This window comes from Acinetobacter sp. YH01018 (genome assembly GCF_013420295.1).
Taxonomy (GTDB): Bacteria; Pseudomonadota; Gammaproteobacteria; order Pseudomonadales; family Moraxellaceae; genus Acinetobacter.
In genome coordinates this window covers 75,835-89,238 of record NZ_VOYL01000008.1, presented here as the reverse complement: position 1 = coordinate 89,238, position 13,404 = coordinate 75,835, and the positions used below count along the sequence as shown (strand labels likewise).

Below are 13,404 nucleotides of genomic sequence, written 5' to 3'. Positions count from 1 at the left end.
TGTTCAAATGGCTATTCTACGTTTGATTGGTTTTGGAAAAAAAGAAGAATTTAAGAAAGTGCTAGCAATTTTAAGAAAGAAAAAGCCTGATAGGACAAGGATCCTATGAAATTTGTCGTGTACAGAGATCGCATTTGTAAAATGCTCTCTAAGCATTCGAACATGTTGCATGATTTGAGATGTATCAATTTTTGAGGTAATAGATAGACCTACTTTCTCCGCAGTTTGGATATCATGCATACGGTTAGCAGCAGAAATAAGAACTTTACTTGGCATACAGCCGACACGGGCACAGGTTGTATCCCATGCTCCTTTATTAATAATAAGAAGGTTTTGGGTGTGTTTTACAGCTTCTTTATAAGCAGCAATACCTGCAGTACCTGCACCGATAATAATGATGTCATACATTGTGATATTGCCCTCATTTTTTATATTTTCTAGGTTACCATACTAAAACATTTCCAATGCTTTTGTTTACATAAAGCACTAACTATGATTACATATCACGCAATATTAATTAAGAACAAGCTCTAAAGTTTTGAGGGTTCCGGGGATATTCATGAGTAAAAATATTAGTTTAAAATTATCTACAGTTGCTTTGGCTGTTTTACTTGCAAGTTGTGGTGGCGGTGGTAGTGAAGGTTATTTTAATAAGCAAGGTTCTACGTCAGGTAATGCTTCGAACCCTAGCACAGGTGAAGAAGTAAAATCTGTTAATATTAGTACTATTCAATTAATTGATTTAAATGGAAATATTACTCAAATCATTACCTCGGAAGGTGTAACAGCGAAAGTAAAAGTTACTGATCAATCAGGTCGTGGCATCAGTGGTGCATTAGTAACTTTTACAGCTACAGGTGGTGTCACTTTTGGCACTTCTAATAGTGCTGTTTTAACTAATTCTGATGGTGAAGCTACCATTTCTGTTACTCCGGAAAATAATAATACAAATGGTGCTTATAAAATTTCAGCTAATGCAGATTATGATGGTAAGACTGTCGCGGCAAAAGAAATAGCATTTTCATTGCAATCACTTAATATTACATTAGAAAATTTAAGTGCTGCAAATACAATGCTTGAATCTGGTGGTTCTACTAATATTACGTTAAAAACAAAGAACCAGAGTGGTGCTAATCAAAATAATGTTGCTGTAAATTTCTCTGCCAGTTGCGGTACATTTGAGCCAGCTACTGTTATATCGTCTAATCAAGGTGATGTCATTACTTCCTATAAAGCAATAGACAAAAATGGTGAACTTTGTGAGGGGCAGGATATAGTTGTAGCAGCCAGTAATGGGGCAGCACCTGTATCTGTTCCTGTAAATATTGCTGCTATTAAGGCGGATTCTTTAGTATATACAACAACTTCAGCTATTGATTTGGGAATCAAAAACAGTGGATCCGCTGCTTCAGGACAAATTGAATTTACACTTTATGCGAATGGCACGCCTGCAAAGAATAAAGAAGTTCGCATCGAGTTGACTGATGCTCCACCAGATTTAAACTTTATTTCTTTAGGTAACCGTGATCCAAGAATCGTAAAAAGTGATTCTAATGGTAAAGTTGTTGTTAATTTATATCCTGGTAGTTTACCAGGGCCTGTTGAGATTAAAGCAACTCTTGTCTCAGCTCCAAATGTATCTGCTTTATCTAAGAATGTGAAAATTTCTACAGGCCGTGTGACTCAAAATGGTGTGAGCCTTTCTGTTTCTAAACAATCATTAAGAACAGATATTGATGGTGATACAGCAGTTATCACAGCACGTTTGCGCGATCGTGTCGGGAATGCTGTACCTGCAGGTACTGTAATTAGTTTTGTTTCTGAAGGTGGTAAGGTTGATCCAAATTGTGCAACAGATGTACAGGGTGTTTGTACCGTTACTTTAACGACTCAGAGTCCTCGACCATTGGATAACCGTGTGACGGTTTTAGCCTTTGTAGAGGGTGACAAGGCCTATGATGATAATGATGGGAATAACTCATTCTCAACTACAGATACATTGAAAAATAATATTGGCAATTTCTTCCGTGATGATAATGAGGATAATCTTTATAATACAGGTGAATTTATTTATCAAAAAGCAGTAGGTGCATTGCAATGTGCAATTTCTAGCTTTGCACAGCCAAATATACAAGACACTTGCGACAGTGGTTTAAGTGCAGTCCTACGTCAACAATTAGTCTTCTCATTTGCACATGACACCCCAACATTCGTTTGGAATACAGGATTTGATAGCAACGGAAAAATTACAAATGGTGCGGGTAGTTTTTCTTTCCAAGTCTTTGGAAATAGTCAAAAAACTGTACCAATGCCTTCAGGTACTACTATTTCTGTAGCAGTAAAAGATAACACTGATTTTCAGCCAAAAGCAAAGCTTCAAGTCGATACTGCAGATTCAACTAAACAAATTTTAAAAGTTTCTGGGGCAGAACCGAATAGCACCTTAATTGTAACGATTAATAATATTGATTATACTGTAGCAATTGATTCAAATGGTACTGGAAGCAAAGGTGATATTGCATCAACTGTTACAGGAACTCCTGAAATAACTTATAAAAATTTATCTTGTGAAGCTGAAATTCGAGGCGGTAATATAACTGTTCCGAATACAATGAACTTATTTACTCCCGTCTCATTCCAAAATATTGAAAATGGGGTTGTTAACTATACAGTGCAACTTAGAGGATGTACTCAAGGTGATGATGTTAAAATTATTTCCAGTGTCCCTGCTGGTAAAACTGTTACATCATGGCTTGATATCAAATAAGGTATGTAAAAAAAACAGATGATTTTTCACACTTTATATAAAATTTTAGAATAAAAACAGCGCTTCGGCGCTGTTTTTATTTAAAGTATATTAAATAGATGTGCCTATGCTTACCCCAACCGTAGGTCGAACATTCATCGAGCTACATCCTACAATTAAACATGAAATAAGAAATAGAAAAATTATTTTATTCATTAAACACAATCCTAATTTTTGTTTCATTAAATAATAGGGAAGAGCAGAGCTACTTCGACCTGTCACTAATATAAGTTTTATAAATTCATCATCATATTTTACAAATTTAACGATGTCTGTTTTAAAAATTTTACTATCGGTAATGTGGGGAAATAAAATTTATATAAGCAATTGTTCAGCAATATGTCTGAGTGGATTGAATTAAGCCAAATAGCCTCGTCACTAATTAGAACGAGGTAAGTGATGGTAGACTTAAAATTTTAAAATAATTTAAATTTATCGGTTGTCATTTGACCTTTAATACGGACAGAAAAGCTTAAATTATAGATTGAATCAATAATTTATATGAATAACTGAATATTAAAGGTCAAAATGAAACTAAAAAAGCGCGCCTTACAACGTGCTTAATCATCCAATAAATCCATTTGTTTGGCCAACTGGTATAAGTTATTTGAGCGATTGCCGGTACGGCAGAACATTAATACTGGTTTTGGCAGCTCATTAAAGTGATTGGCAAATGTACGCACATCAACTTCAGTAATCTGACCCGCAACTACGGGTTGGAACACGTAGTCTAAACCTGCATTGCGTGCAGCTTCTTCAATTTGCGCGCTAGTAGGTTGTTCTGGACCACCTTCCATATTTGGGCGATTGTTAATAATTGATTTAAAACCTTTTTCAACAATTTGCGTTACCTGTTCTGGGTTAATTTGACCCGCAAAGCCGACATTTTCGCTCATTTTGTCACTCCATAATGTGCTCAATAGATATATGCTTTATGATAGCATTAAGCTGAAACTAGAGCTTAATCTGTTGAAATTTTTATAAGCGATTACAATCATAAAATAACGCACCGGAGCGCGTATGCATTCCTATACGGTTGAACCACTCTATGTAAATAGTGGGCACGAGGTCATTGCTGCGGATTTTTATCGTCCCAAAACTGAACATAAACCTGCTGTCATCATTATGGCGCATGGTTTAGCTGCTTTACGTCAATTTAAACTGGTGCAATATGCCAAGCGTTTTGCCGAAGCTGGTTATGCCGTAGTACTGTTTGATTATCGTTATTGGGGCGGAAGCACCGGCCGTCCACGTGAGCTGGTCTCGATTCAATCCCAGTTAGAAGATTGGCGTACCATGATTGCCCATGTGATAGAGCGAAAATCGATTGATTCCAGGCGCATTGTACTTTGGGGAACGTCTTTAAGCGGTGGTTATGTTCTAGATTTGGCGGCACAATTAAAAAATGTTCAGGCAATAATGGTACAAGTGCCATTTGTTGATGGTACAGAAAGTGCCAAGCTTTATCCTTTACAACAATTGCCGACAGCCCTAAAAATATCCAGTCAGGACTATATGGGTGCAAAGGTAGGAATGTCTCCGAAGACATTGCCCGTTGTGAGCAAAAAGGGTTTATGCTTTATGCCTACAGCAGATAGTTATGAGGGATATCTATCTATTGTTCATCCGGATTATTATTGGAGTGGCGAGATTCCTGCGCGAGTCTTTTTCAACCTGATCCGTTATCGTCCTATTCATTATGTGCGTAAAATCAGTGTACCCGTTTTATTTATTGCCTCTAAACAGGATAGCCTGATTCCAATTGAATCTAGCCGTGAAACAGCCACCAATATTGCGCCTTATGTACAATACCATGAATGGGATATGCAACACTTTGATATCTATCATGGTCAATGGTTTGAAAAAGCCATATCAACTCAATTAGAATTTTTACACCAACATATTGGAGTGAGCTAAATGATTATTGTATGTCCTGCATGTGGTGCCAGAAACCGAGTACCCGAAGATAAACTGGAAGCACATCCAAACTGTGGTCAGTGTCAACATGCGCTTATTCCTCTGGCTCCAATAGAGTTGAATGAGCACAATTTCAGCAACTTTATTACCCATAGTGAACTGCCTGTGCTGATTGACTTGTGGGCGGAATGGTGCGGTCCTTGCAAGATGATGGCACCTCATTTTGAACAAGTGGCAAAACAAAATCCGCGAGTGATTTTTGCTAAAATCAATACCGAAGAATCACCTCGACTCAGTGGTGCATTTAATGTGCGTAGTATTCCTACATTGGTTTTGATGAATAAAACTAATGAAATTGGTAGAATAAGCGGCGCGCTACGATCTACAGAGCTACAACAGTGGCTGGATCAACATTTAAATGCCAATACTGGGAGTTAACGTGTCAGATACTCATGTAAAACCGGAAGGAACGCTTTCCCTTCAAACAATTGCGATGCCGGCAGATACCAACTGGAGTGGTGATGTCTTTGGTGGGTGGATCGTTTCACAAATGGACTTGGCAGGTGCAATTCATGCAGAGCGTTTTAGTAAAGGACGCTGTGCAACCATTTCAATTAATCAGATGACTTTTTTGGTTCCAGTCAAAGTCGGTGATGTGATTAGTTGTTATACCAAAATTTTAAAAGTGGGTAATACCTCAATTCAAATGCAAATTGAAGTATGGGACAGTCATGACAGTTCCCGTGAACCTACTCGTGTAACCGAAGGCGTATTTACTTTTGTCGCTGTGGATGTAAAAGGGGCCAAGCGTCAGATTCCGGATGAGGTCAAACAAAAATATTTAGCTTCCCAGCAAGATAAATAATTTCAACCGTAAAAAAAACCCAATCAAGATTGGGTTTTTTTATTGCCTAAATTTGGTTGTTTTAACCGAAGCTTATGAGATACAAGCTATTTTTTTAATTGGGATTTGGCAATCCATGCCCACAGCATTTCACATTGAATCGGTTCTTCACCAGATTCATCCGTTACCTGAACTTTAACCAGCGTTTCACCTTTTTCAGTGTTTTGCATTAATTTCTGCTGCTCATCCGTCAAGGTTGCGGTGGCAATCATTGCACCTTGGGTTGGACGTTTAAAATCAACTTTTAAGCTTTTGATTAATACAATGCAGGAGTCCGGAACATTCATGCCGGTGACAAAACCTGTGGCAGTTTCCGCAATCAGTGCCATGGCACAGGCATGAACCTGACCAATATGGTTTTGCATGGCACGGTGGTTTTCAATCTTGACCACCACTTTGCTGTGGCTGACTTCAAGGTAGTGGATTTGCGCACTACCCACCATCGGCACGACCCGACCAAACACTTTGCTCCACAGTCTATTGCGGATAGCTTTAGGTAATTTAGCAGTAGCTTTTACCAGTTTCGATAAGCGATTGGTCGGTGTCATGGAAGTCCTCGACGTGTTATGGCAGCAATGCCTTAGTCTTTAAAGTTGTTAAACTGCAAAGGCACACCAAATTGTTGTTCTTTTAAAAATGCCATCACTTGTTGCAAAGTATCGCGTTTTTTATCCGTTACACGAATTTTGTCGCCTTGAATAGATGATTGCACTTTCACGCCACTTTCTTTAATGGCTTTATTTATTTTTTTCGCGGTATCAGAGTCAAGTCCGTCTTTAAGCTTGATTACCTGAATCACATTTTTGCCAGAAGCAGTCATTTTTTGCGGATCAAGCGCCTGAATATCCACTTTACGTTTGAAGAAATGATTTTCCAGCATGCTGTAGACTTGTTCACATTGGAAATCGCTTTCAGTCGAAATCTTGATTTCCTTGTTTTTTTCATTCAGTTCAATAGAAACGTCTTGTCCGCGGAAGTCAAAACGGGTTGCAATCTCTTTTTGCGTGTTTTGAACAGCATGATTTACTTCAAAAATTTCTAATTCAGATACAATATCGAAAGAAGGCATGGTTTAGACCTTTACAAAGGGAAAGAATATCTGAGATGCTAGGGATGTTTTCTTCATTTGCCAAGTGTTGTTTTACATCAAAGGAGTGCGCAATGATCCGTAAACAAGAAATTACGACATTTGAGTTCCCAGAAAATGCAATTATCTGGGATGTTCGTGATACAAAAGCCTTTGCTGAAGGTCATGTGAAAGGTGCTGTTAATCAGCCCATTAATGGCTTAAGTGCAGACAGCTTAACTCAGGTGGAGTCGGATCAGCCTATTTACATTTTATGCGGTGGTGGCAGTAAAGCGCCACGTGCGGCTGAAAAGTTGGAAAGCTTGGATAGCTCACGTGAATATGTGGTGTTAATGGGTGGTACGCGTGCAGCACGCGATGCTGGCTTAGCACTGGAGCAGGGTGCATAATTTGCAGCTGCAAAAAAAGAAGCGCCGAAAGGCGCTTTTTTATTGGCAATGATTGAATAAAAGAATGCTCTCCCTAACCCTTACTTGTACAGAATTTTAAAAGTATTGCTTTAGAATCTGCTCAGCAGAAGGAAATGCCCCCCTTTTTTAAAGGCTGGAGGATTAGACCTGAGGCTTAAAATATGGTTTCTTGGCTTTTACTTTCTTCTGAAACCGTGTCGCGTTCAATTTTTTGACCAAGTTTGCAGGCACAGGGCAGGCTTCTCCTAAGATTTGCGCTGCTAACATTTCACTGCACAGTGGCGCAAATAAAAAGCCTTTCGAACCTAGGCCGGCAAAGCTATAAATTTCCTCATTCGCTTTCATTTTGCCGAGTAGAGGAAAATAGTCCTGACTCTGCGCACGTACTGAAGCACGACCTTGCCAAGTATGCACATCGTTTAATGATTGTGCATAAGTTGGAAAGACACTGTGGATAAGATCGTAGTTATGCACATGATCTTCCAACAGAATTTCAGCATCATCACAGTTTGGATAGAAGGATGCACCGAGGATTAAATGCTCATCATCGAGCTGCATACAGTAACCACCGTAGCTGTATGCTGTGTCTTGGCTAAGGGGATGATTTTTATTGTTTACCCAACTGACTTGTCCACGAATCGGTTTGAGTATTGGAAAATTTTCAAAGAATTGTGCTGTTTCACGTGCAGTACACACAATTACATGATCAAACTCACCTAATAAATTTTCTTCGGCAAAGAGTTTAACTTTGTCATGTTGTTGGATGCTCGTGATTTTGGCTTGCTGATAATCAATTTGAGCATGTGCCAAAATTTCATCACGCAGTTGATGCGGTGAAACAGCACCTGCTTCGAGTAAGTTTAAGCTCGGAAAATCAGTTTCAATCTCTTGTTGATCGGCTGCTTGTATCGCAACAATCCCTGCCGGATATTCATCGGCCAAACCTAATAAGACTTCAGGATTTTTCAGTGCTAACTGGCTGACCTGCATCGGACGGAAGGCTTTAAACTTTACATAATGATTTAATGCATGCTGCCAGGTTAAAGTCATTAAATGATCTGAACTTTGTTCAATCGGGCATAGTTTCGGATTGAGCAGGGCCAAAGGATTGCCAGACCCACCGGAAAGAGGTGCTGTCTGGTCATAGATTGTCACTTGATGGCTACGCTGAGCAAATGCCCAGGCACAGCTTAAACCTGCGATTCCTGCGCCAATAATCGCAATCTGGCGCTGTTTAAAAATCGCAGTGCTTAGTTCAGTTTGTTTTTCAGTGGAATTTAAATCATTGCAAGATTCAACCTGATCTTCGGGTGCATTCCAGATGGCTTTAAGCATTTCCCGTTTATGTCCAAAACCGCGCGGACGGGAAATGGAAATGCCATGACTTTTCAGACCACGTTTCAGTACACCAGCCACACTGAATGAAGCAAAAGTGCTGCCGAAATCTGATAAACGCACGATGTTATTGAGAACGTTTTCTTCCCACATATCCGGATTGCAGGAAGGAGCGAAGCCATCTAAAAACCATGCGTTGACTACTGCTGTTTTTTCCATCACGGGAAAAATATCATGGGCATCGCCTAGCCATAAATCCAGGCTAAAACGTTCATCTGGAAAGGATAAACGATGACAGCCTGCTATCGGTATTGGGTACTGTGCAATCAGTTGATCAGCTAAAGGTTTCAGTTCAGGCCATGCATTTAAGGCACGAATCAGATCATCTTTGGATAATGGAAACTTTTCTACAGAAATGGCATGCAGATGGCTATGATTGTCCGGGCGAGCTTGTTGCCAAAGCTGCCATAAAGCTAAAATATTTAAACCTGTGCCAAAACCGGTTTCACCAACACAGAAATATTCAAAATCATTCAGCTTTGCCAGGCGGGTCGATAAATCGTTGCCGTTTAAAAACACATGCCGTGTTTCAAGCAGGCCATTATCTTTAGAGAAATAGACATCGCCAAACTGTTTGGAAACGGGAACCTCAATGCCATCGACGTGTTGCCAATCCAGATCGGCAGTTTGAATAGGATGAGACAAACCTAAATAACCTTTAAATCAAGCTGTAAAACTAAATGAAGCAGTAAATATCGTCATTACCACTGACGACGACGTTTGGTATAGACATAACTGGCAATCAGGAAGCCCAGCAACACGCCGACGGCAATCGTCGCTGCACCATATAAAAACATCTGGGCACTACGTTCGCTTTGCAATACTTGCACCTGAACGCCCAAACTATCGTTTTTCAATTGCAGTTCCTGGTTTTGTGACAAGGCATCTAAATTGGCTTTTTCCAATTGCTGTAAGCGGGTGGCCTGATCTTTAACCAGTGCCTTCACTTTGGCATCTTGCACTGCTTTATTCTTGGCAATTTGTTCTGCAGTCAGAGGTTTGGCCTCCAAGGGTAAACCATTGGCATCCAGCTTGGTAGCAGGAACAGTACCCGGCTTATTTGCAGCTAAAGTTTGTGGTGGAGGTGTTGCAGTCGTTGCTTGAGCAGCAGGGGCTACAGCAGGTGTCGGAGCAGGAGCAGATTCCACCGCCCAAGCTGTTGAACAGATTAAAGAGAAACCCAATAAGCTTGAAACTACAACACGCATGATTTTATCCTTGAGGGAAAGCTTTATTAAAAGGTTTCACATCAATATGAGCATAGACGCCTTCTTTTAAGAAAGGCTCATCTTGTAGCCATGCATCTAGGGATTCGCGGTTTTCAAAGTCAACAATAATCGTGCTGCCATAAAAACCTGCCTGTGGATTGCCGGGATCTTTAGGCATGGCACCTGCCACAATTAAACGACCCTCATCATTTAATTTTTGCAGACGTTCCAAATGCTTTGGACGTGTAGCTAGACGTTTTTCGACTGTACCCTCGTTATCGGTACAGGTTACGACGAATAAAGGCATATTCTTTCTCGATCAGTTGACCTGAATTATGCTTCAGGCGACTTAAAATATTTGCGCAAGACAATAAACTGAACAATGATAAAGGAAAACATCACAATCATGTCACCAAATGCGGTAAATTCGCCCCAATATTTTCCGCCAGCAAATAAAAATGCGAAGAAAATATGCAAGAACGACATGAATGCGAACATGCCAGCCCAGGCAAAGTTTAAATTTTTCCAGCCTTGGGCGGTTAAATTAAAGATGGGACCAAATAAACGCTGAATCAGAGGTTTCTTATCTTTGGTAAAATAAGGTGAAAGCAGGAAGGCACCCGCAAAAACGATATTTAAAAGCGCTGCTTTCAAACGGATATAAAAATCATCGCTCAGCATTAAAGTGATACCACCAAAAATGACCGTCATAAACAGCACAATCCATTGTTGTTTATCCAGGCGGAATTTCTGGCTGACAAATAAGATGCCATACACCACCAGCATTGAGATGATCAGACCTGCGGTAGCCACCAAAATGTTATTATTATCAATACCTCCCGCTGAGCCGATCAAATGTAATAGCGGATGCTCGGTATCTTTTGGATCAACAGTTTTATATAAATAAAAGAAAATAATGAGTGGCACAAAGTCTAAAAGTGCTTTCATGTTAGAGTATCTAAATCTGATCAAATAAATGACATAGTATAAGTGATGCAAGGCGTAGATTTACATACACATAGTAATATTTCTGATGGAACTTTGTCTCCAGAACAACTTGTGCATGCAGCCGTGGAAAAAGGCATTCATACCCTTGCGCTGACGGACCACGATAGCATGGATGGCTTAAAATTAGCTGAAAATATTGCACAGGATTTACCATTGAACATTATTTCCGGTGTGGAAATTTCCAGCCAATGGTCGCGTCCGGCAACGAAAAAAAACTATGCTGTACATGTGGTTGCATTGAATATGCAAAACCCAGAACCGTTACTTGCCTTACTGGAGCAGCAAAAACAGATTCGTGCAATTCGTGCCAAACAGATTTGTGATTTGCTAGTTCCGCTGATTGGTGAGGATATTTATGCCGATGTGATTGCCAAAGTGGAGGGTGTTGCAGACCGGATTACCCGAACGCATATTGCGAAAACTTTGGTGGAAAAAGCTTATGTGAGTCGAGCCCAACAGGCCTTTGATAAATATATTAAAGAAGGCAAAAAGGCCTATGTGAAATTTGATGGCTTGGGCTTAGAAGAAACCATTCAGGTGATTCATGAGAGTCAAGGTTTCGCTGTGCTGGCGCATCCGACAAAATATGATTTATCAGCAACTAATATCCGTTATCTGATTGAAATTTTTTCAAAGTTTGGTGGGGATGCCGTGGAGCTTCCACCTGCGATTGAGCCGGCTTCAACCCGGCAGATGGTCGATCGGATGATTGAACAGTTTGGGCTTAAGGTCTCTGTGGGCAGTGATTTTCATGGTGACAATATGCCGTGGATCAAGCTGGGCAATATTCCGCGCGTTAAGGAAGGACAGGTAGGGGTTTGGGAGAGTTTTGTTTAGTTATGTTTAGTTATGTCCTCATTCCCTTGCAGAACAATGTTCCTCATCCCAAAGGGAAAAGGAGTTCCCTCTCCTTTAAGGAGATGAGAAGCACAGCTTCGTAAAGGAGAGGTCATAAATTAAAGCAGATTATTATCTTGTGCCTGAATAGGTGGCGGGGTCGGCTTACCTAAGGTGCTCAATAATTCAATCTCGATGGTGCGTACCAATGAATCTAAGGGCAGATCATTGCTTTGGGTACCAAACGGTTCTTCGATTTCTGAACTTAAAGCATCCAGACCTAGAAAAGTATAAGCCAAAATACCGACCATTAAAGGCGTCGCCAAACCCAAGGTTGAACCCAGGCTAAACGGTAGCATAAAACAGAAAAAGTACACGGTACGATTCAGCAGCACCGAATAGGCAAAAGGTAAAGGGGTGGTGGCAATACGGTCACAACCGGTTTGAACCCGACTCAGTTCAGCCACATGCTGGTTCATTTGAGTATAAATAATGTCGGAAATTTCACCTTCTTTCAGCGCCTGCATCAATTCCCATTGAATCAGGCTCAAGGTGTATTGCGGTGCATTGGCCTGCTGGTAAAGCTGGGTTATAGCCTGTTGGCTCATACCGCTGGTTTCTACTAGTGCCTTAGGATTAGCTGTCTGGTGACGCAAACGGTCACGCAGTACATTGGCAAACACAATCACGTGCTGAATAATGCGTTCACGACGTCCTTGGCTGAGCATGCGACAATCACGGTCAAAATGCCGGGCATTGGCAATCAACATACCCCAAAGTTTACGGGCCTCCCACCAGCGGTCATAACAGGCGGTGTTTTTAAAGCCGAGAAAAATCGAGAGCACCACTCCAATTAAGGTAAAGCCTACCAGTGGAAGTTCCGGAAAATGAAAGTAACCAATATAGGACAGCCCGCCAATCACTGAGGAGATCAGCATGACCACACCTAAAGGCGGCAAAACCTTGGGCAGGATGGTTCCGCGCCAGGAAAAGAGCAGCTTGAATACACTAGGTTGATCACGAACAATCATATTATTAGTATCATCAAAATTTTTTGTTGATCTTCAGTGTTAGCAGGTCTTTTGTCAATATTTGTCAGCATAATTGTGGCGTTTAAATCAGCCCCAGTTCAGCCAATGAGCAGGTTCCTTCTGGTGACACGATACAATGGTCAATCAGCTTGATTTCCAATAATTGACAGGCCGTTAGAATACGCCGGGTAAGCTCAATGTCGGCACGGGAAGGCTGAGCTATTCCCAAAGGATGATTGTGTGCAATCACGATGCTACTGGCATGTTGATGGATCGCATAGCGTAGCAATTGATTTGTAGAAATTTCACACGAATTAAGCGAACCGTAGAACATTTTTTTAAAGCTAATTTTTCTTAAATGCGCATCAAGGCAAAGTACCGCAAAAACTTCCTGCATTTCACCCAGTAATTCGAATTTCAAAAAATCCAGGAGTATTTTTGAATTGCTTAATTCTATTTTTTCCTGCTGTAAATGGGTGGAAATATAGCGTCGTCCCAATTCCTTCACTGCAATCAGTTGGGCATATTTGCTTACCCCGATACCATGAAACTGGCTTAAATCCTGAAGCTCGGCATCCAAAATAGAGTTCAGCCCACCAAAATGCTGCAATAACAGGCGGGATAGTTCCACGGCAGAATGTTGCTTGGAACCGGAGCGTAAAAAGATGGCCAGCAGTTCCGCATCTGACAGACTGGCAGCACCTTGTTGAGTCAGCCTTTCACGTGGACGTTCCTGTTCAGGCCAGTGTTTAATCGATAAATTCATTGTTTTTAGACTTTTTTGTTATTAGTAATGATTAT

General features: G+C 40.6%; 15 protein-coding genes and 1 pseudogene. 6 read left to right on the top strand and 10 right to left on the bottom strand.

Annotated features, from left to right (window positions below; all coding sequences use genetic code 11):
* Positions 1–129 precede the first annotated feature (129 nt).
* Positions 130–408 (bottom strand): annotated as a pseudogene (locus tag FTT83_RS04880) (FAD-dependent oxidoreductase); the annotation flags it as partial.
* 151 nt (positions 409–559) lie between these two features.
* Between FTT83_RS04880 and FTT83_RS04875 the strand changes: the two are divergent.
* Positions 560–2,767, top strand: coding sequence for an Ig-like domain-containing protein (locus FTT83_RS04875; protein ID WP_180044326.1), 2,208 nt, complete (start codon positions 560–562; stop codon positions 2,765–2,767).
* A 599-nt stretch (positions 2,768–3,366) separates the two neighbouring features.
* On the opposite strand, the gene FTT83_RS04870 is transcribed toward FTT83_RS04875, so the two are convergent.
* Entirely contained in the window at positions 3,367–3,702 is a 336-nt protein-coding gene (locus FTT83_RS04870; protein ID WP_180044328.1) for a TIGR01244 family sulfur transferase, read from the bottom strand.
* Between the two features lie 124 nt (positions 3,703–3,826).
* On the opposite strand from FTT83_RS04870, the gene FTT83_RS04865 reads away from it, so the two are divergent.
* The 3 genes from FTT83_RS04865 to FTT83_RS04855 are packed head-to-tail and all read left to right on the top strand — an operon-like array spanning position 3,827 to position 5,588.
* Positions 3,827–4,723: an alpha/beta hydrolase gene (locus FTT83_RS04865; protein ID WP_180044330.1), complete on the top strand. Its 897-nt coding sequence runs from the start codon at positions 3,827–3,829 to the stop codon at positions 4,721–4,723.
* Positions 4,724–5,161, top strand: a complete 438-nt coding sequence (gene trxC, locus FTT83_RS04860) for a thioredoxin TrxC (RefSeq protein ID WP_086195906.1) — start codon at positions 4,724–4,726, stop codon at positions 5,159–5,161.
* Between the two features lie 55 nt (positions 5,162–5,216).
* Entirely contained in the window at positions 5,217–5,588 is a 372-nt protein-coding gene (locus FTT83_RS04855) for an acyl-CoA thioesterase (protein WP_240921688.1), read from the top strand.
* Between the two features lie 86 nt (positions 5,589–5,674).
* On the opposite strand, the gene FTT83_RS04850 is transcribed toward FTT83_RS04855, so the two are convergent.
* Both FTT83_RS04850 and FTT83_RS04845 read right to left on the bottom strand, forming a co-directional pair.
* Positions 5,675–6,175 (bottom strand): DUF4442 domain-containing protein, encoded by a 501-nt coding sequence (locus tag FTT83_RS04850; RefSeq protein ID WP_166171426.1) that lies wholly within the window; start codon positions 6,173–6,175, stop codon positions 5,675–5,677.
* Positions 6,176–6,207: 32 nt separating this feature from the next.
* Positions 6,208–6,696, bottom strand: a complete 489-nt coding sequence (locus tag FTT83_RS04845; RefSeq protein WP_166171424.1) for a YajQ family cyclic di-GMP-binding protein — start codon at positions 6,694–6,696, stop codon at positions 6,208–6,210.
* A 92-nt stretch (positions 6,697–6,788) separates the two neighbouring features.
* Here FTT83_RS04845 and FTT83_RS04840 point away from each other — a divergent pair, with 92 nt between their 5' ends.
* Entirely contained in the window at positions 6,789–7,103 is a 315-nt protein-coding gene (locus FTT83_RS04840) for a rhodanese-like domain-containing protein (RefSeq protein WP_166171421.1), read from the top strand.
* 162 nt (positions 7,104–7,265) lie between these two features.
* Here FTT83_RS04840 and mnmC read toward each other — a convergent pair whose 3' ends face one another.
* From mnmC to FTT83_RS04820, 4 genes are read right to left on the bottom strand one after another with little or no spacing between them, the layout of a single operon-like run.
* Entirely contained in the window at positions 7,266–9,164 is a 1,899-nt protein-coding gene (gene mnmC, locus FTT83_RS04835; protein WP_180044333.1) for an FAD-dependent 5-carboxymethylaminomethyl-2-thiouridine(34) oxidoreductase MnmC, read from the bottom strand.
* Between the two features lie 56 nt (positions 9,165–9,220).
* Entirely contained in the window at positions 9,221–9,727 is a 507-nt protein-coding gene (locus FTT83_RS04830; protein WP_180044335.1) for a hypothetical protein, read from the bottom strand.
* 4 nt (positions 9,728–9,731) lie between these two features.
* Positions 9,732–10,034 (bottom strand): YciI family protein, encoded by a 303-nt coding sequence (locus FTT83_RS04825; RefSeq protein WP_166171415.1) that lies wholly within the window; start codon positions 10,032–10,034, stop codon positions 9,732–9,734.
* 26 nt (positions 10,035–10,060) lie between these two features.
* Complete coding sequence (locus FTT83_RS04820; protein WP_180044337.1) at positions 10,061–10,675, bottom strand: inner membrane-spanning protein YciB; 615 nt, start codon at positions 10,673–10,675, stop codon at positions 10,061–10,063.
* Positions 10,676–10,720: 45 nt separating this feature from the next.
* Here FTT83_RS04820 and FTT83_RS04815 point away from each other — a divergent pair, with 45 nt between their 5' ends.
* Complete coding sequence (locus FTT83_RS04815; protein ID WP_180044339.1) at positions 10,721–11,572, top strand: PHP domain-containing protein; 852 nt, start codon at positions 10,721–10,723, stop codon at positions 11,570–11,572.
* A 119-nt stretch (positions 11,573–11,691) separates the two neighbouring features.
* On the opposite strand, the gene FTT83_RS04810 is transcribed toward FTT83_RS04815, so the two are convergent.
* Together FTT83_RS04810 and radC are read right to left on the bottom strand one after the other, a co-directional pair.
* On the bottom strand, positions 11,692–12,603 hold the full coding sequence (locus FTT83_RS04810) for a bestrophin family protein (RefSeq protein WP_086195896.1): 912 nt from the start codon (positions 12,601–12,603) through the stop codon (positions 11,692–11,694).
* A gap of 82 nt (positions 12,604–12,685) precedes the next feature.
* Positions 12,686–13,369: a DNA repair protein RadC gene (gene radC, locus FTT83_RS04805; RefSeq protein ID WP_180176303.1), complete on the bottom strand. Its 684-nt coding sequence runs from the start codon at positions 13,367–13,369 to the stop codon at positions 12,686–12,688.
* Positions 13,370–13,404: the final 35 nt, after the last annotated feature.

Bases quoted from the DNA above. Each gene is read 5' to 3' on its own strand.
- FTT83_RS04875 (WP_180044326.1), top strand. From the start codon at position 560: ATGAGTAAAAATATTAGTTTAAAATTATCTACAGTTGCTTTGGCTGTT.
- FTT83_RS04870 (WP_180044328.1), bottom strand. From the start codon at position 3,702: ATGAGCGAAAATGTCGGCTTTGCGGGTCAAATTAACCCAGAACAGGTA.
- FTT83_RS04865 (WP_180044330.1), top strand. From the start codon at position 3,827: ATGCATTCCTATACGGTTGAACCACTCTATGTAAATAGTGGGCACGAG.
- trxC (WP_086195906.1), top strand. From the start codon at position 4,724: ATGATTATTGTATGTCCTGCATGTGGTGCCAGAAACCGAGTACCCGAA.
- FTT83_RS04855 (WP_240921688.1), top strand. From the start codon at position 5,217: ATGCCGGCAGATACCAACTGGAGTGGTGATGTCTTTGGTGGGTGGATC.
- FTT83_RS04850 (WP_166171426.1), bottom strand. From the start codon at position 6,175: ATGACACCGACCAATCGCTTATCGAAACTGGTAAAAGCTACTGCTAAA.
- FTT83_RS04845 (WP_166171424.1), bottom strand. From the start codon at position 6,696: ATGCCTTCTTTCGATATTGTATCTGAATTAGAAATTTTTGAAGTAAAT.
- FTT83_RS04840 (WP_166171421.1), top strand. From the start codon at position 6,789: ATGATCCGTAAACAAGAAATTACGACATTTGAGTTCCCAGAAAATGCA.
- FTT83_RS04830 (WP_180044335.1), bottom strand. From the start codon at position 9,727: ATGCGTGTTGTAGTTTCAAGCTTATTGGGTTTCTCTTTAATCTGTTCA.
- FTT83_RS04825 (WP_166171415.1), bottom strand. From the start codon at position 10,034: ATGCCTTTATTCGTCGTAACCTGTACCGATAACGAGGGTACAGTCGAA.
- FTT83_RS04820 (WP_180044337.1), bottom strand. From the start codon at position 10,675: ATGAAAGCACTTTTAGACTTTGTGCCACTCATTATTTTCTTTTATTTA.
- FTT83_RS04815 (WP_180044339.1), top strand. From the start codon at position 10,721: ATGCAAGGCGTAGATTTACATACACATAGTAATATTTCTGATGGAACT.
- FTT83_RS04810 (WP_086195896.1), bottom strand. From the start codon at position 12,603: ATGATTGTTCGTGATCAACCTAGTGTATTCAAGCTGCTCTTTTCCTGG.
- radC (WP_180176303.1), bottom strand. From the start codon at position 13,369: ATGAATTTATCGATTAAACACTGGCCTGAACAGGAACGTCCACGTGAA.